Raw genomic sequence first — 17,570 nt, 5'->3', positions numbered from 1 at the left:
GCGCCCGGCCCTGACCCCGCCGGGCGTCCGCGAGACCCCGCCGGCACCGGGTGCTCCCCACCCCCCGGTGCCGGTGGCTCAGCCCGCCGCGACCCTCACCCTCGCATCGAGGGTGAGGGTCGTGTCGTCCGGGCCGGCGACCCGGTCGTCGTGCGTCACGCAGACCACCACCCGCCCGGCGAGGGCGGTGCGCAGGTCGGTGACCAGCCGCTGCGCGGTCGGCCGGTCCAGGTGCGCGGTCGGCTCGTCGAGCAGGACGACGTCCCGGCCGGCCAGCAGCGCCCGGGCCGCCGCCAGCCGCCGGCGCTCCCCGCCGGACAGCGCCGTGCCCCCGGCCCCGACCGGGGTGTCCAGACCGTCGGGCAGCCCGGCCAGCAGCGGGCCGAGGCCGCAGGCCGTGAGCGCGGCGAGCATCGCGTCCTCGCCGATCTCGCCCCGGGCGCCGGCCAGGGCCAGGTTGGCCCGGATCGAGGACGCGAACACGTGCGCCTCCTGCGGCAGCCACGCGATGGCCGAGCGGACGTCGTCCCCGGTCAGCTGCCCGGCCGGCACCCCGGCCAGGTCGTAGCGGCCGGCGCGCGGCCGCAGCGACGCCATGAGCACCGCCAGCAGCGTGGACTTGCCCGCCCCGGACGGCCCGCGCACCACCAGCCAGCCGTCCCGGTCGGCGGCCAGGTCGACGTCCCGCAGCACGTCGGGGCCGCCGGGCCAGCCGGCTCCGAGGCCGGCCGCGGCCAGCCGGTCCACCGGGGTGGGGACGGCGACGGGCTCGGCCGGGTCGGCCGCCACCGGGGCGTCGACCACGGCGTCCAACCGGCCGCGGACGGCGTCCCACGCGCCGCGTCGTTGCAGTGACCCGACCCAGGCGGTCAGCGGCTCGGCGAAGGCCAGCGGCGCGAGGGCCAGCACGGCCAGGACCGGCCCGGACACCCCGGACGCCCAGCCCAGCGCGGCGGCCGCCACGGCGGCCAGGCCGGTCCCGGCCACCACCGCACCCTCGGCCAGCGCGGCCGCCCGAACGGCGCCGGCCGCCGCGGTGCGCTGCGCTGCCGCCAGTGCCTGCACCCGCGAACCGGCGGTGGTCGCCAGGCCGTGCGCCCGCAGGTCGACCGCACCCTCGAGGACGGCGGCCGCCTCCTGCAGCGCCCGCACCCGCAGGTCGGCCTCGGTGCGGGCGGCCTCGGCGTCCACCCTCCGGTGCAGCACCGCCACCACCGCGGCGGTGAGCAGCAGCACGACCAGCACGCCCCCCGCGGCGGGCGGGGAGAGCAGGGCCAGCAGGCCGCAGCCGAGCAGCGCGGTCGCGGCGGCCACCGCCGGCGGGGTGAGCACCCGCACCGAGAGGTCCTGCAGCAGGCCGACGTCGCCGACCGCGCGGGCGAGCGCCGCGCCGGGCGTCCGGTCGGCGGCCAGACCCTGCCGGGCCAGGGCCCGCCACACCCGCACCCGGGTGCCGGCGGCCAGCCGCAGCGCGGCGTCGTGCGCGGCCAGCCGCTCGGCCCACCGGGCGATGGCCCGCAGCAGGCCGAACCCGCGCACCCCGACGATGGCGACGAGCAGGGTGAGCACCGGGGGCATCTCGGCGGCGCGCAGCACCAGCCAGCCCGACAGGCCGGTCAGCGCGACCCCGGCCACCGAGGTGACGGTGCCCGCCGCGACGGCCCGGGCGAGGGCCGCGCGGGGCCAGCCGGTCTCCACGCTAGCCGCCCGCGCCGGGGTATCGGAAGCTCCACCCGTGGCCGCGGGCCGGTGGGCGGGGGTGGAGCTTCCGATACCCGGGGTGGGCGGGGACGCGAGGGCCACCGCGCGGTCGGCCAGGGCGGCCAGCGCCGGGTCGTGGGTGACCAGCACGACGGTGACCGAGCCCCGCAGGTCGGCCAGGACGGCGCCCACCCGGGCGGTGGTGGCCTCGTCGAGGTGGGCGGTGGGCTCGTCGAGCAGCAGCAGCGCCGCACCCCGGCGCACCCGGACCAGCGCGCGGGCCAGCGCCACCCGCTGGAGCTCGCCCGGCGACAGGGTGGTGCACCGGCGTCCGGCCAGGTCGGTGGCGCCCACCCGGGCGAGCGCGTCGACGACCAGGCCCTCGGCCACCACGGCGTCCAGGGGGTCGGTGTCGTCGATGCCGGCGTGCAGCCGCAGCTCGTCGGCGACGGTGTCGGCGGTGGTGCGCGGGTGCTGCGGGGCGACGGCGACCCGGTCGGGCAGCCCGGTGGTCGTCCCGGTGACCTGCGCGGTGGTGGGCAGCGTGCCGGCGAGCGCGGCGAGCAGGGTGGACTTGCCCGACCCGGAGGGGCCGGTCAGCGCGACCACCTCGCCGGGCCGGACGACGAGCGCGGTGGGCGCGAGCGCGGGCACCGCGCGGCCGGGGTGGCGCACCGCGAGGTCGGCGACGACGACGGCGGCGCCGCGCGGGTCGTCGGCCGGGGCGCCCGGTGCCGGGGCGTGGTCGGGGGCGGCCAGCACGGCGCGGGCCTCGGCCGCGGCCTGCCCCGCATCGGCGTTGGCGTGGTAGGCCGCGCCCAGGGCCCGCAGCGGCGCGAACGCCTCGGGGGCCAGCAGCAGCGCGGTCAGCCCGGTGGCCAGGCCGAGGTGCCCTTCGACCAGCCGCAGCCCGACGGTGACCGCGACCAGGGCCACGGACAGCGTGGCGATGAGCTCGAGCACCAGTGCCGAGAGGAAGGCCAGCCGGAGCGTCGCCGTCGTCGTCCGGCGGTGGCGGTCGCCGAGCTCGGCGAGGGCGGCGGTCTGCTCGGCCGCCCGGCCGAGCCCGGTGAGCACCGGCAGTCCGCGGACCAGCTCGGCGACGTGGGCGGCGATCCGGTCCAGCGCCCGCGCGGCGTCGGCGGTGCGGTCGGCGGTGTACTTCCCGACCAGCACCATGAACACCGGCACCAGCGGCAGGGTGAGCGCGACCAGCACGGCCGAGAGCAGGTCGGTGCCGGCCAGCACGACCAGCAGCACCGGCGGGACGACGAGGGTCTGCGCGAACGCGGGCAGGTAGCCGGCGAGCGCGGGGGCCAGGTCGTGCAGCCGGGTGGTGACCAGCACCGCGGCGGGTCCGGTGCCGCCCGCGGCGTCGACCGCGGCGGGGGAACGGGTCAGCCGGTCCAGCAGCCGGTCGCGCAGCGCGTCCTCGCTGCGCCGGGCGTCCCGGTTGGCCCAGCGGGCGCCGACCGCACCGGCGCCGGCCCGGACCAGCGCGCCGGCGGCGGCCAGCGCCAGGGCGGCCAGCGGGGACCGGCCGTCGACGGCGGCGGCCAGGCCGTGCGCCAGGCCCAGGGCGAGGCCCACCATGCCGAGGGTCTGCACCAGGGCGACCAGGCCGGCCCGGACGACGGACCCGGTGACGCCGGGGACGCCGTCCAGCGGGGCGAGCGGGCCACGGTTCATGCGTGCGCGGCCTCGTGCTCGGGCTCGGCGGTCAGCCGCTTCCGGAACACCCAGTAGGTCCAGGCCTGGTAGCCCAGCACGACCGGCAGGCCGACCCCGGCGACCCAGGTCATCACGGTGAGCGTGTAGTCGCTGACCGACGCGCCGCCCACCACCACGTCGAACGCAGGGTCCACGGTGGAGGCCACGACGGTGGGGTACCCGGCGCCGAACACGGCGGCGGCCGAGGCCAGCAGCACCAGCGCCCAGCCGAGGAAGGCCTGGCCCTCGCGGTCCACCTTCAGCCGGGTCCAGGTGCCGACGACGGCGAGCGCGGCGACCAGCCACAGCACGGTGGAGACCAGCCCGCCCGAGCGGAGCACCACCAGCCCGGCCCAGGCCAGCAGCGGCAGCGCGGCCAGCGGCGACCAGCGCAGCGCGAACGCCCGGGCCCGCTCGCGCACCGGGCCCTCGGTCTTCAGCGCCAGGAACACCGCGCCGTGCACGAGCGAGTAGGCCAGCACCGCGACCGCGCCGAGGGCCACCGGCCAGCCCACCCAGGAGAAGGCACCGCCCACCCGGGTGCCGTCCGCGGCGATCGGCAGGCCCAGCGTGGTCGCGCCGAGGGCCCCGCCGATGGCGAGCGCGGCCACCACCGAGCCGCCGGTGATGACCCGGGTCCAGGTGGCGTCCCAGGCCGCGTCGTGCCGCTGGTGCCGCCACTCGAAGGCCACGGCCCGCACGATGAGGGCGAGCAGGAGCAGCACGAAGGGCAGGTACATCGCCGGCAGCCAGGTGGCGTACCAGCCGGGGAAGGCGGCGAACACCGCGCCGACGGCGGTGACCAGCCACACCTCGTTGCCGTCCCAGACCGGGCCGATGGTGCGCAGCATCAGGTTCTTGTCTGCCCGCCGCTGCGCGGCGTCGCCCCTCGACAGCACCGGCAGCAGCGCGGCGACGCCGAAGTCGAAGCCCTCGAGCAGCAGGAAGCCGGTCCACAGCACCGCGACGGCGGCGAACCACAGGGTCTGCAGGTCCATGGCGGTGCTCCTCAGTACGCGAACTGCAGGACGTCGTCGCTGGCGTCGTCGTCCGGTCGGGTGGATTCGTCGTCGTCCCTGCTCGGCCCGCCGCCGATGCCCGGCGTCGGGGTGGTGTCGCCCTCGGTGATGCCGGCCCGGACGAACCTGACGATCAGCCCGAACTCGACCACCGCGAGCGCGGCGTAGAGCACGGCGAGGCTGATCAACGAGGTCCAGACCTCGGCGGCGGTGACCCCGGGGGAGACGGCCTGGGCGGTGAAGAAGTAGATCTGCTCGGCGCGCGGGACGTCGGGGTTGGGGACGACGACGAAGGGTTGCCGGCCCATCTCGGTGAAGATCCAGCCGGCGGCGTTGCCGACGAACGGGGCGCCGACGGCCAGCAGCGAGCCGTACACCCCGATCCGGGACGTCGGCACCCTGCCCTTCCTGGTCGACCAGAGGGCGTAGGCGGCGACCGCGGCCGACACCATGCCCATCCCGATCATCAGCCGGAAGCCCCAGTAGGTGACCGCGAGGACCGGCGTGTAGTCGATCGGCTCGCCGGCCTTGTCGCCGAAGCTCGGGTCGTCGGGGTAGGTGGCGCCGTAGGCGTCGGCGTACTGCTCCTGCAGCTGGTTCACCCCGGGGACGGGGGAGGAGAAGTCGCTGTGGGCCAGGAAGCTGAGGATGTAGGGGATGGTGAAGGAGTGCACGTCGTCGCACTCGTTGCTGCCCAGCTTGTTGAAGGCGAAGATCGAGAACGACGCGGGCGCCTCGGTGTTGCACAGCGCCTCGGCCGAGCTCATCTTCAGCGGCTGCTGCTGGTACATCAGCTTGCCCTGCCAGTCGCCGGTGAGCGCCACCAGCAGGAAGGCGGCCAGGCTGACGTAGCCGCCGAGGCGGACGGAGCGGCGCCACACCGCGTGGTCGACGTCCTCGGTGCTCCGGCCGGCCAGCTTCCGCCTGCGCAGGTGCCACAGCCCGATGCCGACCAGCAGGCCGCCGGCGACCATCAGCGAGGCGACGATCGCGTGGCTGAACGCGGCCAGTGCGGTGTTGTTGGTGAGGACGGCGAGGAAGTCGACCTGCCGCGGCCGGCCGGTGGCCTCGTCCATGACGACGCCGACCGGGTGCTGCATCCAGGAGTTCGCCGCGATGATGAAGTACGCGCTGATCGTCGAGCCGACGACGGCGGCCCAGATGGTGGCCAGGTGCAGCTTCTTCGGGATCCGGCCCCAGCCGAAGATCCACAGGCCCAGGAACGTGGACTCCAGGAAGAAGGCCAGCAGGGCCTCCAGCGCCAGGATCGAGCCGAACACGTCGCCGACGAAGCGGGAGTACTCGCTCCATGCCAGGCCGAACTGGAACTCCTGCACCAGCCCGGTGGCCACGCCCAGGACGAAGTTGATGAGGAAGATCCGGCCCCAGAACCGGGTCATCCGCAGCCACTCGGCCCGGCCGGTGCGCACCCAGAGGGTGTGCATGACGGCGACCAGCAGCCCCAGGCCGATGGTCAGCGGGACCATCAGGAAGTGGTAGACGGTCGTGATTCCGAACTGCCAACGAGCGATGTCGAGCACGTCCACCGCGGCCGCCTCCAGCCTGGTCTACGATCGGTCGACTTCTTTCTACGCCACGTAGAAGTCGATTTCTACAACCGGTAGAAGTCTTGCCGGTGATGTCGGAGACAGGAGGGGCCGTGGAGTCGCTGGGGGAGCTGGAGCGGTCGGTGATGGACCAGCTGTGGTCCCGCGCCGTGCCGTTGTCGGCGGCGGAGCTGCGGGACGCGCTGGCCGACCGGGGGCTGGCGCTGACCACCGTGCACACGGTGCTGACCCGGCTCGAGGGCAAGGGCTTCGTGCGGCACGACGACGCGCGCCCGCGCCGGTTCGCCGCCGTCGCCAGCCGCGAGGACCACGCCGCCGAGCTGATGCACGAGGTGCTCGGCCAGGCCGCCGACCGGCAGGCCGTGCTGGCCCGGTTCATCGGGTCGGCCACGCCGGGCGAGACCGAGATGCTGCGCGCCCTGCTGGCCGACACGCCCTAGGCGCGCACCCGTGCTGCCGCTGAGCGCGCTGCTGCTCGGCCTGCTGGCGCTCGCGCTGGCGTGGCCGGTGCCCGCCGTGCTCTCGCGGGCGCGGTGGCCGCGGCGCGATCCGGTGGCCGCGCTGGTCTGCTGGCAGGCGATCGGCCTGGCCGGTGGCCTGTCGATCATCGGCGCGCTGCTGGTGCACGGGTTGTCGCCGTGGGGCGGGTCGCTGCCGGAGGCCTGGTGGGCGTGGGCGCAGCACTGGTTCACCGGCGAGCTGCCCGCCCAGCCGGTGCGCGGCGACCACTGGGTCGCCCAGACCCTGGCCGCCGTCCTGGCGCTGGAGCTGCTCGGCGTGCTGGCCCTCGCGCTGGTGCGCACCGCCCGCACCCGGGCCCGGCACCGCGCCCTGCTCGAGCTGCTGGTGCACCGTGGAGTCGACGAGGTGCCCGGCGTCGAGGCCCGGGTGCTGGACTCCCCGGTGCCCGCCGCGTTCTGCATCCCCGGCGCCCGCCCCCTGCTGGTGCTCTCCTCGGGCATGGTCGAGGAGTTCGCCGCCGACGAGCTGGCCGCCGTCGTGGCGCACGAGCGGGCGCACCTGGCCGAGCGGCACCACCTGCTGCTGCTGCCGTTCGTGGCGTGGCGGGAGGCGCTGCCCGTGCTGCCGGCCGCCGACCGGGCGCACGACGCCGTCCGTGACCTGGTGGAGATGCGGGCCGACGACGTCGCCCTGCGCTCGGTCCCCGGACCTGGCCCCCGGCGCGTGCTGGCCCGGGCGATCGTGGCCGCCGCCGAGGGCGGGGCGCCGACCGGTGCGCTGGCCGCGGGCGGGGGAGTGCTGACCGCCCGGGTGACGAGGCTGCTCGACCCGCCCGAGCCCCTGCCGCGGTGGGCGCGACCGCTGGCCGTCGGCGCCGCGGTGACCCTGGTCCTGGCCCCCACCCTCCTCCTGCTCGCCCCCGCCCTGGTGTAGCTCCTGCCGGTGATCATGGGGTTGTGCCCGCTCGACATGCCGATGGCGGCGTGTCCGGCGGTAAGAACCCCATGATCAACAGGGTGCGGCGGGAGGTGGGCGCCAGCCGAGGCTCCGGAGGGCGGACTCCACCCTGCCCAGCAGCAGCCGGGGGCGGGCGAGGTGGCGGCCGCTGAAGCGCTGGACGAGGTAGCCGTCGGCCGCAGCGAGGGAATGCCGGTCGACGTCGGTGTGCAGCTTCTCCAGCGTGGCGTGGCCGGCGCCCTCGTACTCCATGATCATCCGCCACTCCTCGAAGCCCAGGTCGCCGTGGGTCACGACCACGCCGAACCGGTTCACCACCGGCATCTGCGGCACGGGGTCCGGGAGCGGGCTGTCGAGGATCCAGCAGCGGACCAGGCTCTCCGGCCGCGACATCGCCAGGGGCGTGAGCCGGGGAGCGGCCGCCCTGGCCCGCACCACCCCGCGCAGCCCGTCCGCCCGCTCCAGCCTCGCCTGCACCCGGTCCGGGTCCAGGTGGTCCAGCCGGTAGAGCGCATCGCCCACCGCCACCAGCTCATCGGGACGGGTGCACCGTGCCATGTCCAGGAACGTCTGCGCGCCGGACGTCACCGGCAGGCCCCCGAGGTCGACGACGTCCTCGGGGCGCAGGTCGCGGTGCAGCACGACCAAGCCGCGCCGGTGGGGGACGAGGCGGTCGGGCGGCACCACGGCGTGCACCACCTCGGGTGCGTCCACGGGGGCCCCGAGCAGGTGGGCGGCGGTGCCCAGCGCGAAGGCGGCGCCGTCGGGCAGCACCTCGGCCCAGGCGCGGCACCGGGTGCGCAGGTCGTCGTCCTCGGCGCGGGACAGGTAGACACCTCGGCCCAGCCGCACGCCGTCGGCCTCGATCTGCCGCCGGGTCAGACCGGCCGCGCGGGCGCCCGACCAGGTGTAGGTACCGGGGAACTCCGTCATCCCAGGAGCGTCGGCCGGCCGGACCCGACCGACCGCGGCGCGGCGCCATCTGTGGAGGGCCGCCCGGGATGTGCACACCCGGGCCCACCGCCCGCCCCATCGTGCTACATCCGCCGGCCACCGTTGCCTGCCGGTGATCATGGGGCTGTTGCCGTCCGCCACGCGGTGGACGGCGGGGCGCCCGGCAACAACCCCATGATCACCGGGGGTTGGTCGCCCTACCGGATGCCGCTCCTCGTCAGGCCGGCGACGAAGTAGCGCTGGAAGACCAGGAAGACGACCACCATCGGGAGCACGTTCACCAGCGCGAAGGCCATGGTGGCGCCGTAGTCGCTGCCGAACTGGCCCTGCAGGTACAGCAACCCGATCGGCAGCGTGTACAGCGCGTTGTCCCGCAGCGCGATCAGCGGCCAGGCGAAGTCGTTCCAGCTCTGCAGCAGGCTCATGAAGAACAGGACGGCGATGAGCGGCTTGGACAGCGGCAGCACCACCGACCGGAACACCCGCAGGTGGCCGGCGCCGTCCAGCCGGGCGGCCTCGATGAGCTCGCGCGGGATGCCGAGCAGGAACTGCCGGGCCAGGAACAGCCCGAACGCCGACGCCGCGGTGGGCAGGATGACCGCCCAGTAGGTGCCGTAGAGGCCGAGCCCGGTGACGAGCCGGAACAGCGACACCATGATCACCTGGATGGGCAGCACCAGGGTGCCCAGCGCGATGAAGAACAGCGCGTCCGAGCCGCGGAAGCGCAGGTGGGCGAAGGCGTAGCCGGCCAGCAGGCTGGTGGTCACCGACAGCAGCGCGACGACCAGGGAGATGGCCAGCGAGTTGCCGAACCAGGCCACCACGGGGAACGAGGAGAACACCCGCTCGACGTTCTCCAGGGTGAACTGCCGCGGCCACACCCGCAGGTCCCCGCCGAGCAGCTCGCGCCGGCTGGAGAAGGCGACGACGACCATCCAGTACAGCGGCGCGATGATCACCAGGGCGGCCAGCAGCGCGGCCCCGGTGCGCAGGACGCGGCTCACTCGACCAGGTCCCTGGTCCGGCTCGCCCGCCACTGCACGACGGCGAACACGACGGCCAGCAGCAGCAGGACCATCCCGATCGCGGCGGCGTAGCCCTGGTCGCGGGTGACGAAGCCGGTGTCGTAGGCGTAGGTGACCAGCACGTTCGTCGCGCCCTGCGGGCCGCCGCCGGTCAGCACGAACACGATGTCGAAGACCTGGAACGAGTAGATGACGTTGAGGACCACCAGGAAGTAGGACGACGGGCCCAGCAGCGGCACGGTCACGTTGCGGAAGCGCTGCCAGCTGTTGGCGCCGTCCAGCCGGGCGGCCTCGTGCAGGTCGGGGCCGATGCCCTGCAGCCCGGCCAGGTAGATGAGCATGTTGAACCCGGTCCGCCACCAGATCGTGACCAGCACGATCGTGGCGAAGGCCGGGACCGGCTCGGACTGCCAGTTCACCTCCGGCAGCCCCACCGCCCCGAGCAGCTTGTCCAGGATCCCGTTGTTCTGGTCGAACACCAGGACGCCGATCAGCGCGGTGGCCACCCCCGAGACGGCCATCGGCAGGATGAGGACCGAGCGGAAGAGCCCGCGGGCGGGCAGCACCGAGTTCAGCAGCACCGCCGTCGCCAGGCCCAGCGCCATCGACGCCGCGGTGACCACGACGGTGAACCCGGCCGTGGTGGCCAGCGCCCGCCAGAAGACCGGGTCGGTGACCAGCCGGGCGTAGTTGGCCGCGCCGACGAACTCGCCGTCGCCGAACCCGTCGGTGCGCTGCAGGCTGACCACGAACGCCCCGACCAGCGGGACGAGCACGAACACCCCGAGCAGGGCGTAGTTCGGCGCGATGAACCCGTAGGCGGCCAGCGACTCGCCCCGGGGGCGGCGCGGCACCTCACGCACCGGTGGCGTCCGCGATCCCCTGCGCCATGGCCGTCACCGTCGCCGCGGCGTCCTGGCTGCCCAGGAACGCGGCGTCCAGCTGCGTCTTGAGCACCGGGATGATGCCCGACATCGACGGCGAGGCGACCTGGGCGGCGTCCTGCGGCTGGACCTGGCCGGCCTGGCCGACGAACACGTCGGTGGTCTCGGGCCGGACGTCGAAGGACAGCGACCCGTCGAGCAGGTCGGGCCGGGTGGGCAGCAGCGACGCCGCCTGGCAGAACCCCTGCATCTGCTCCCGGGCGGTGACGAACTCCAGGAAGGACGCCGCCAGCTCGGGCTGGCCGGTGGCCTGCGTGGCGACCAGCGCGTTGCCGCCGAAGTCGCCGCCGCCGCGCACGCCGACCGGCGCGTAGGTGACGCCCCACTCGAAGTCGGCGGTGGAGTCGGCGTCCGGGATCTGGAAGGCGCCGGACCAGACCATCGCGACCGTGCCGGAGAACCAGGTGTCGGCGGCGTAGGTGGAGGAGGTGGTGGTGTCGGTGTCGGGCACCCAGCCGTTGCGGAAGAACGAGCTGGAGAACTCCACCGCCGAGCGCCCGGCGTCGGAGTCGATCAGGGGCGTCCGCTGGTCGGTGTCGAGGAAGGCGCCGTCGGCCTGGAAGAGCAGGCTCAGCCAGCGGGTGACGCCGTTGCCCTGCCAGTTGTAGGCGAAGGGGTAGGTGCCCGAGGGCAGCCCGGCCTTGAGGCGGTCGGCGACCAGGCCGAGCTCGTCCCAGCTCCAGGCGTCGTCGACGGACGTGGGGACGTCGGTGACGCCGGCGGCGTCCAGCAGCGTCTTGTTGTAGAGGATCGCCGAGGTGTCGGTGTGGTGCGGGAGGCCGAACGGGGAGCCGCCGTTCTGCACCGCGGCCCAGGCGGTCTCGGTGAACTGGTCCTGCACCCCGTCGGACAGGTGTGAGCTCAGGTCCAGCAGCTGGCCGGCCCCGGCGTAGGCGCCGAAGGTGTAATAGGGCACCCGGAAGATGTCCGGCGGGTTCCCCGCCTGCAGCTGCGCGTCGATGTTGGTGAACATCTGCTCGTACGGGACGGCGTTGAGCTCCACCGTCGCGCCCTCGTTGGCTTGCTGGAACGCCTCGATGGCACTGCGGAACCCGGCCAGCTCGGCGTCGGTGCCCCAGGTGGTGAAGGTCAGCGTGCCCTCGGCGCCGGTACCGCCCCCGCTGCCGCCAGAACCCCCGACGAACCCGCAACCGGGCAGCAGGAGGGGGGCGGCGACGGCACCGGTGGCGGCGAGGAAGGCGCGACGGGACAGCTGCACGGAGGCTCCACAGGTCCGGGGCACAGGTCGTCCTGCGCACGGCCGGGTCACCCTATACAGCGCAATCGGGGTTTACCGAGCGGAACGGGTACGTGCAGGTCAGGAACGGTCCAGGCGGTCCTGCAGTGCGGCGACGTCGTCCTGCAGGCCGATGATGACCTCGGCGGAGCCGAGTGGGTGGCCGTCGTCGAGCAGCACCCGCACCCGCGCGGCGACGCGGAGCTGCGCCCGGGACCACCGCCGGTGACCGCCGGACGAGCGGGCCGGCTCGACCACGCCCGAGCTGTCCAGGCTGCGCAGGAACGCGACCTGCACGCCGAGCAGCTCGGCGGCCTGGCCGATCGTGTAGGTGGGGCGGTCGGGGTCGTCGAGCCGGTCCAGCGGGTCGGTGCCCGACGGGGCCGGAGGGGCGGGGCGACCCCGCCCCTCCGGCTGGGCCACGGTCAGTTCTCCACGGCCTGGTGCTGGGAGCCCTCGATGGTCGAGGGGGTGTCCGTGCGGCTGACGGTGATCTTGCGGGCCTTGGCCTTCTCGGCCACCGGGATGCTGACGGTCAGCACGCCGTCGTGGTAGCTGGCCTCCAGTCGCTCGGTGTCCAGGCTGCGGCCCAGGACGAGCTGGCGGGTGTAGCTGCCGAACGGTCGCTCGGCGACCGCCCACTCGGCGCCCTCGAGCTGGGGCACCGACCGCTCGGCGCTGATGGTCAGCGTGGTGCCCTCGATGGACAGGTCGATCGAGCCGGGGTCGACACCGGGCAGGTCGAAGTGCGCGACGAACTGGTCGCCGACCCGGTAGGCGTCCATTGGCATCCCGGCCAGGGCGCGGGCGGTGGTGGTGCCCCCGCGGCCGGCGAGCTGGTCGAGCGCGCGGAAGGCCGAGGCGAAGGGGCTGGCGGAGCCGAAGGGGTCGTATGCGGTGAGCATGGGGTGAACACCTCCGTGTGAGCTGTGGTCGTGGCCGCTGAACCTCCAGCGGCGACTAGAGATTACCTCGCTCCTTCGGTCGCGTAAACATCGACTCAGTGCTTCCAGCGGACGGCGCGGCAGATGCCCTCGGGCGAGGTGCCCTCGAACAGCGCGATCTCCCCGTTGCGGACGTCGACGACGGTGGCGGCCAGCTCCTCGCCGAACGCCGCGGCCAGCACCTCGTCGGACTCGAACGCTGCCACCGCCTCGGCCAGCGTCGCCGGCAGCGCCCGGATGCCGGCCTCCCGCCGCCCCTCGTCCGACAGCGAGGCCGGGTCGACGCCGACCGGGTCGGGGAGCGTGGACCCCGCCCGCACCCCGGCGAGCCCCGCGGCCAGGCAGCCGGCCATCAGCAGGTAGGGGTTGGCGGCCAGGTCGAAGCTCTTGACCTCGACGTTGGCGCTGGACTGCCGGTTGCCGTCCGGGCCGGTGACGAAGCGCAGCGCGGCCTCGCGGTTCTCCAGGCCCCACGCGGCGAACGCGCCGGCCCAGTGCGAGGGCACCAGCCGCAGGTAGGAGGCGACCGAGGGGGCGCCCACGGCCAGCAGCCCGGGCAGGTGGGCCAGCAGCCCAGCGGTGAACGCCTCGCCGTCGGCGGTGAGCCCGAAGGTGCCGTCCCCGCCGCTCATCAGGTTCTCGTCGTCCCGCCAGAGCGAGAGGTGGACGTGCCCGCCGTTGCCGACCCCGTCGGCGGTGACCTTGGGGGAGAAGGACACCCGCAGGCCGTGCTGCGCCGAGACCGCGGTGATGGTGTTGCGGACCAGCAGCGCGGTGTCGGCCGCCCCGACCGGGTCCAGCGCGCCGACGGAGATCTCCAGCTGGCCGCCGGCGTACTCCGGGTGGAACTGGTCGACCACGACGCCCTGCTCGGCGAGGGCGTCCATCAGGTCGCGGGCGTAGTCGCTGACCTCGGCCAGCCGGGTCATGCCGTAGGCCGGACCGGACAGCGCCGGCACGAAGGCGTCCGGGTCGTCGGGCAGGCCGTCGGGGCGGGCGACCACCCACTCGACCTCGAACGCCGCCCTGACGGTGAACCCGGCGTCGGCGAGCTCGGCGACCTGGCGGCGCAGCAGGGAGCGGGAGCACTGCACGTGCGGCTGGCCGGCCTGGGTGAACCGGTCGACCGGCGCCCACGCCCAGCCCGGCTGGCCGGCGAGCACGACGAGCCGGGACAGGTCCGGGTGCAGCCGCAGGTCGCCGACCGCGGAGCCGGCGAACCGGCCGGCGACGATCGAGTCGTCGAGCAGGAAGCCGTCGAAGACCGGGCTCATCCCGACGCCCCAGGCCGCGGCCGAGGGCAGCTTGGCCAGCGGCACGGTCTTCACCCGGGTGATGCCGGAGGTGTCCACCCAGGGCAGGGCGACGGCGGTGACCCCGGCGTCCTCCAGCTCCGGCAGCAGCGCCTCGGCGGCGGCCCGCCGGTCCTCGCGGTCGGTGTGCTCCAACTGCTCCCTGTCCACGGTCATGCCGGGGATCATGCACTCAGGGCGAGTCGGCGGCGATGGCGGCCGCCGCGGCGACCAGGGCGGCCCCGACCTCGGCGACCTCGTGCGGGATGCCGGTGTGCACCACCGCCACCGCGGCCCGGGCGGTGCCGTCGGGCCCGAGCACGGGCGCGGACACCGACCGGACGCCGGGGATGACCTCGCCCTCGCTGACCGCCCAGCCGGTGGCCCGGGCGGTGACCAGCTCGGGTCGGTCGCCCGCGCCGGGCGGGTCGGGCATCAGCAGCGCCAGGCCGGGCGCGCCGCGCCCGACCGGGTGCCGGGTGCCCGGCCGCCGGGTGACGTGGCTGGGCACGTCGCGCGGCTCGACGCTGGTGAGCGTGACCGCGTCGTCCCCGGCCCGGACGACGAGGAACCCGGTGCAGCCGAACCGCTCCACCACCGGGGTCAGCCGGGCGGTGGCCGCGGCCTGCAGGCTGGTGCGCACGCCGCGGGCCAGCAGCGACACCGTCAGCCCGAGCCCGAAGCGGCCGGCGTCGTCGCGCTCGACGAAGCCGCGGTCCTCCAGGGTGCGCAGCAACCGGTAGGCGATGGAGCGGTGCAGGTCGACCGCGGTGGCGATCTCCATGACCGGCCGGGGCGAACCGGCGGCCGCGAGGTGCTCGAGGATCCGCAGCCCCCGGTCCAGGGTCTGCGACTGCGGCGCGGTCACCGCGGGGTGCCGGGCCCGGGCCGGAACGCCGGGCCGTGGCCGGGCACCACGAGGGTGGCCAGGGCCAGGACCCGCTCGCGCTGCTCGCGCAGCTGGTCCCGGTCGGGCGTGTACGGGTCGTCGGCGGGGCCCTCGGCGGTCCACCACAGGTGGGTGAGGGCGACGACGTCGTCGGCGGTGCCGACCAGGGTGGTGATGTCCTGCGGCGTGTGGCCGGGGGTGGCCAGCAGCCGGACCGACGGGGTGAGGTGCACGCCGTCGGCGGGGCGGCGCTCGAGGTGGTCGCCGGTGATGACCGAGGCGACGTCGTGCACCGGCACCTGTGGGAAGAGCGCGATGTTGACGGTGTGGTCGAGGTGGTGGTGGCTGACGACCACGTCGGTCACGTCGACGGGTGCGACGCCGAGGTCCTCCAGCGGCTGCAGGATCAGCTCCCGGTCGGCCACCATCCCGGGGTCGACCACGATCACCCGGCCGGCGTCGCGCACCAGCACCACGGTGCCGGCGACGTGCGGCAGGCGTGCGTAGCCCTCCACCAGGACGTCGAGGCGGGCGGTGCGGGCGAGGTCGTCGGTCACGGGGTGCTCCAGTCGGTGCGGGCGGGTCGGACGGTGCCGGTGACCGCACCCAACCCGATGACGGTGCCGTCCGCGCCCGGGGCGGTGGCGCTGATGGTCACGGTGTCGCCGTCCTCGAGGAACGTCCGGGTGGTGCCGTCGGGCAGGGTCAGCGGTTCCGTGCCGCCCCAGGACAGCTCCAGCAGCGAGCCGCGCTGGTCGCGCCCGGGCCCGGAGACGGTGCCGGAGGCGAACAGGTCCCCGGTGCGCACGGTGGCCCCGTTGACGGTGAGGTGGGCCAGCTGCTGGGGCGCCGTCCAGTGCATCGCGGCGAACGGCGGCCGGGACACGACGTGGCCGTTGAGCCGGACCTCCAGGGTGAGCTCCAGCCCCCAGCGCAGGCCGGCGTCGTCCAGGTAGGGCAGGACGGCGGTGCCCCGCGGCGGTGGGTCGACCCGGGCGTGCTCGAGCGCGGCCAGCGGCACCACCCACGGCGAGACCGACGTCAGGAAGCTCTTGCCGAGGAAGGGCCCCAGCGGCACGTACTCCCAGGCCTGCAGGTCCCGCGCCGACCAGTCGTTGACCAGGCAGACGCCGAACACGTGGTCGGCGAACGCCCCCACCGGCACGGGGCCCGGTGCGGGGACGCCGACGACGAACCCGACCTCGGCCTCGACGTCCAGCCGCCGGCTGGGCCCGAAGGTCGGCCGGTCGCCGTCCAGCCGCTGCCCGCAGGGCCGGACGACGTCGGTGCCCGACACCGCCACCGTCCCCGCACGGCCGTGGTAGCCGATGGGCAGGTGCTCCCAGTTCGGGGTCAGCGGCGGCGAGCCCGGCCGGAAGATGCGCCCGACGTTCTCCGCGTGGTGCCGGGAGCTGTAGAAGTCGACGTAGTCCGCGACGGTGAAGGGCAGGTGCAGCTCGACCTCGGCCAGCGGCACCCGGTGCGGCCCGTCGGCCCAGCGCGGCAGCTGCTCCCGCACCGCCGCCCAGGCGGCCGGCCCCTGCGCCAGGAACGCGTCCAGGCTGCCGGTGGCGTGCACCGGGTCGCCGGACGCCGCGGCCAGGTCGAGCACCTCGTCGCCGACCAGCACCCCGGTGCGCCGGCCGGCGCCGGGGGTGGAGAAGACGCCGTGGGGGAACGCGGTCACGAGGCGGGGCCGCGCCCGGACCAGGTCCAGGCGTACCGGCCGTCGTCCGACGCGGTCCCGGCCTCGCCCAGCGACAGCGGCGCGAACGTGTCGACCATGACCGCCAGCTCGTCGAAGGACTCCGCGCCCAGCGAGCCCTCGATGGCCGAGGGCTGCGGGCCGTGGCTGTGCCCGCCGGGGTGCAGGGAGATCGAGCCCTTGCCGATGCCCGAGCCCTTGCGGGCCTCGTAGTCGCCGTCGACGTAGAACATGACCTCGTCGGAGTCGACGTTGGAGTGGTAGTAGGGCACCGGGATCGCCAGCGGGTGGTAGTCGACCTTCCGCGGCACGAAGTTGCAGATGACGAAGCCGGCGCCCTCGAACACCTGGTGCACCGGCGGCGGCTGGTGGACCCGGCCGGTGATCGGCTCGAAGTCGCTGATGTTGAACGCGTAGGGGTAGAGGCAGCCGTCCCAGCCGACCACGTCGAAGGGGTGCTCGGGGACGACGTGCACGGTGCCGGTGAGCCCGCCGCCACCACGGTGCTTGACGTGGACCTCGACGTCGGTGCCCTCGACCAGCAGCGGCTCGGTCGGCCCGCGCAGGTCGCGCTCGCAGTAGGGCGCGTGCTCCAGCAGCTGGCCGTACCTGGACAGGTACCGCTTGGGCGGGGCGATGTGGGAGTTGGCCTCGATCGCGTAGGTGCGCAGCTCGCCGTCCGGGACCCAGCGGTGCGTGGTCGCCCGGGGGATGACGACGTAGTCGCCGGTGCCGACGGCCAGCGCACCGAACACCGTCTCGACCACGGCCGACCCGCGCTCGACGTAGACGCACTCGTCGCCGGTGGCGTTGCGGTAGTGCGGGCTGGCCTGCGTGGCCACGGAGTAGGAGATGCGGACGTCGGCGTTGCCCAGCACCAGCCGCCGGCCCAGCACCGGGTCGGCGTCGGGCGCGAAGGCCAGGTCGTGCAGCTTCAGGTGCCGGGGGAGCAGCGGCGCGTTGGGCGTGAGCGACTGGTCGGGCAGCTGCCAGGGCCGGGCGTCGACCAGCGAGCTGGGGACGCCTGCGTGGTAGAGCAGCGAGGAGTCCGAGGAGAAGCCCTCCTCGCCCATGAGCTCCTCCCGGTACAATGCGCCGGAGGGGGTGCGGTGCTGCGTGTGCCGCTTCGGCGGGACGTCGCCCACCTGCCGGTAGAAGGCCAT

At 75.0% G+C, this 17,570-nt stretch carries 16 protein-coding genes; 2 read left to right on the top strand and 14 right to left on the bottom strand.

Going from position 1 to position 17,570, the window contains the following annotated elements; genetic code table 11:
* Positions 1-78 precede the first annotated feature (78 nt).
* Genes cydC through BLT39_RS11180 form a run of 3 tightly spaced genes read right to left on the bottom strand, consistent with a single transcriptional unit; the run spans position 79 to position 5,977 of the window.
* Positions 79-3,390, bottom strand: coding sequence for a thiol reductant ABC exporter subunit CydC (gene cydC, locus BLT39_RS11190; protein ID WP_091062687.1), 3,312 nt, complete (start codon positions 3,388-3,390; stop codon positions 79-81).
* Positions 3,387-4,409 carry a cytochrome d ubiquinol oxidase subunit II gene (gene cydB / locus BLT39_RS11185; protein ID WP_091062686.1) on the bottom strand — a complete coding sequence of 341 codons (1,023 nt, stop codon included), beginning with the start codon at positions 4,407-4,409 and terminating at the stop codon, positions 3,387-3,389. Before cydB ends, cydC begins: the two co-directional genes overlap by 4 nt.
* Before the next feature lie 11 nt (positions 4,410-4,420).
* Positions 4,421-5,977, bottom strand: a complete 1,557-nt coding sequence (locus tag BLT39_RS11180) for a cytochrome ubiquinol oxidase subunit I (RefSeq protein WP_091062684.1) — start codon at positions 5,975-5,977, stop codon at positions 4,421-4,423.
* A gap of 113 nt (positions 5,978-6,090) precedes the next feature.
* Between BLT39_RS11180 and BLT39_RS11175 the strand changes: the two genes are divergently transcribed.
* Together BLT39_RS11175 and BLT39_RS11170 are read left to right on the top strand one after the other, a co-directional pair.
* Positions 6,091-6,438 (top strand): BlaI/MecI/CopY family transcriptional regulator, encoded by a 348-nt coding sequence (locus BLT39_RS11175; protein ID WP_091062682.1) that lies wholly within the window; start codon positions 6,091-6,093, stop codon positions 6,436-6,438.
* Between the two features lie 10 nt (positions 6,439-6,448).
* A complete protein-coding gene (locus BLT39_RS11170; protein WP_091062680.1) occupies positions 6,449-7,393 on the top strand; it encodes a M56 family metallopeptidase in 945 nt (314 codons plus the stop codon).
* Positions 7,394-7,468: 75 nt separating this feature from the next.
* Here the strand turns inward: BLT39_RS11170 and BLT39_RS11165 are convergent, their stop codons facing one another.
* From BLT39_RS11165 to BLT39_RS11115, 11 genes are all read right to left on the bottom strand, one after another.
* Positions 7,469-8,350 carry a hypothetical protein gene (locus BLT39_RS11165; RefSeq protein ID WP_091062678.1) on the bottom strand — a complete coding sequence of 294 codons (882 nt, stop codon included), beginning with the start codon at positions 8,348-8,350 and terminating at the stop codon, positions 7,469-7,471.
* 218 nt (positions 8,351-8,568) lie between these two features.
* The gene (locus BLT39_RS11160; protein WP_207507858.1) at positions 8,569-9,375 is read right to left on the bottom strand and encodes a carbohydrate ABC transporter permease; all 807 of its coding nucleotides are present in this window, start codon (positions 9,373-9,375) and stop codon (positions 8,569-8,571) included.
* Positions 9,372-10,250 (bottom strand): carbohydrate ABC transporter permease, encoded by an 879-nt coding sequence (locus BLT39_RS11155; RefSeq protein ID WP_091063083.1) that lies wholly within the window; start codon positions 10,248-10,250, stop codon positions 9,372-9,374. Before BLT39_RS11155 ends, BLT39_RS11160 begins: the two co-directional genes overlap by 4 nt.
* Position 10,251: 1 nt before the next feature.
* Positions 10,252-11,559 carry an ABC transporter substrate-binding protein gene (locus BLT39_RS11150; protein ID WP_091062676.1) on the bottom strand — a complete coding sequence of 436 codons (1,308 nt, stop codon included), beginning with the start codon at positions 11,557-11,559 and terminating at the stop codon, positions 10,252-10,254.
* 99 nt (positions 11,560-11,658) lie between these two features.
* A complete protein-coding gene (locus BLT39_RS11145) occupies positions 11,659-12,000 on the bottom strand; it encodes a helix-turn-helix domain-containing protein (RefSeq protein ID WP_091062673.1) in 342 nt (113 codons plus the stop codon).
* 2 nt (positions 12,001-12,002) lie between these two features.
* Positions 12,003-12,482: an Hsp20/alpha crystallin family protein gene (locus tag BLT39_RS11140; RefSeq protein WP_091062672.1), complete on the bottom strand. Its 480-nt coding sequence runs from the start codon at positions 12,480-12,482 to the stop codon at positions 12,003-12,005.
* Between the two features lie 95 nt (positions 12,483-12,577).
* On the bottom strand, positions 12,578-13,990 hold the full coding sequence (locus tag BLT39_RS11135; RefSeq protein WP_207507856.1) for a glutamine synthetase family protein: 1,413 nt from the start codon (positions 13,988-13,990) through the stop codon (positions 12,578-12,580).
* 16 nt (positions 13,991-14,006) lie between these two features.
* Positions 14,007-14,681, bottom strand: coding sequence for an IclR family transcriptional regulator (locus BLT39_RS11130; RefSeq protein ID WP_242658324.1), 675 nt, complete (start codon positions 14,679-14,681; stop codon positions 14,007-14,009).
* A complete protein-coding gene (locus tag BLT39_RS11125; protein WP_091062671.1) occupies positions 14,678-15,259 on the bottom strand; it encodes an MBL fold metallo-hydrolase in 582 nt (193 codons plus the stop codon). Before BLT39_RS11125 ends, BLT39_RS11130 begins: the two co-directional genes overlap by 4 nt.
* Entirely contained in the window at positions 15,256-16,389 is a 1,134-nt protein-coding gene (gene fahA / locus BLT39_RS11120; RefSeq protein ID WP_242658323.1) for a fumarylacetoacetase, read from the bottom strand. The genes BLT39_RS11125 and fahA overlap by 4 nt, the downstream gene beginning before the upstream one ends.
* Positions 16,386-17,570, bottom strand: a complete 1,185-nt coding sequence (locus tag BLT39_RS11115) for a homogentisate 1,2-dioxygenase (RefSeq protein ID WP_091062669.1) — start codon at positions 17,568-17,570, stop codon at positions 16,386-16,388. Before BLT39_RS11115 ends, fahA begins: the two co-directional genes overlap by 4 nt.

The organism is Klenkia brasiliensis, from assembly GCF_900100695.1.
In the GTDB taxonomy this organism is placed as follows: domain Bacteria; phylum Actinomycetota; class Actinomycetes; order Mycobacteriales; family Geodermatophilaceae; genus Klenkia; species Klenkia brasiliensis.
Note: the sequence above shows the minus strand (reverse complement) of the source record. Positions and strands in the feature narration are given on the sequence as shown.

Coding starts and splice junctions, on each gene's coding strand:
- cydC (WP_091062687.1), bottom strand. CDS start 3,390: ATGAACCGTGGCCCGCTCGCCCCGCTGGACGGCGTCCCCGGCGTCACC.
- cydB (WP_091062686.1), bottom strand. CDS start 4,409: ATGGACCTGCAGACCCTGTGGTTCGCCGCCGTCGCGGTGCTGTGGACC.
- BLT39_RS11165 (WP_091062678.1), bottom strand. CDS start 8,350: ATGACGGAGTTCCCCGGTACCTACACCTGGTCGGGCGCCCGCGCGGCC.
- BLT39_RS11140 (WP_091062672.1), bottom strand. CDS start 12,482: ATGCTCACCGCATACGACCCCTTCGGCTCCGCCAGCCCCTTCGCCTCG.
- BLT39_RS11135 (WP_207507856.1), bottom strand. CDS start 13,990: ATGACCGTGGACAGGGAGCAGTTGGAGCACACCGACCGCGAGGACCGG.
- BLT39_RS11115 (WP_091062669.1), bottom strand. CDS start 17,570: ATGGCCTTCTACCGGCAGGTGGGCGACGTCCCGCCGAAGCGGCACACG.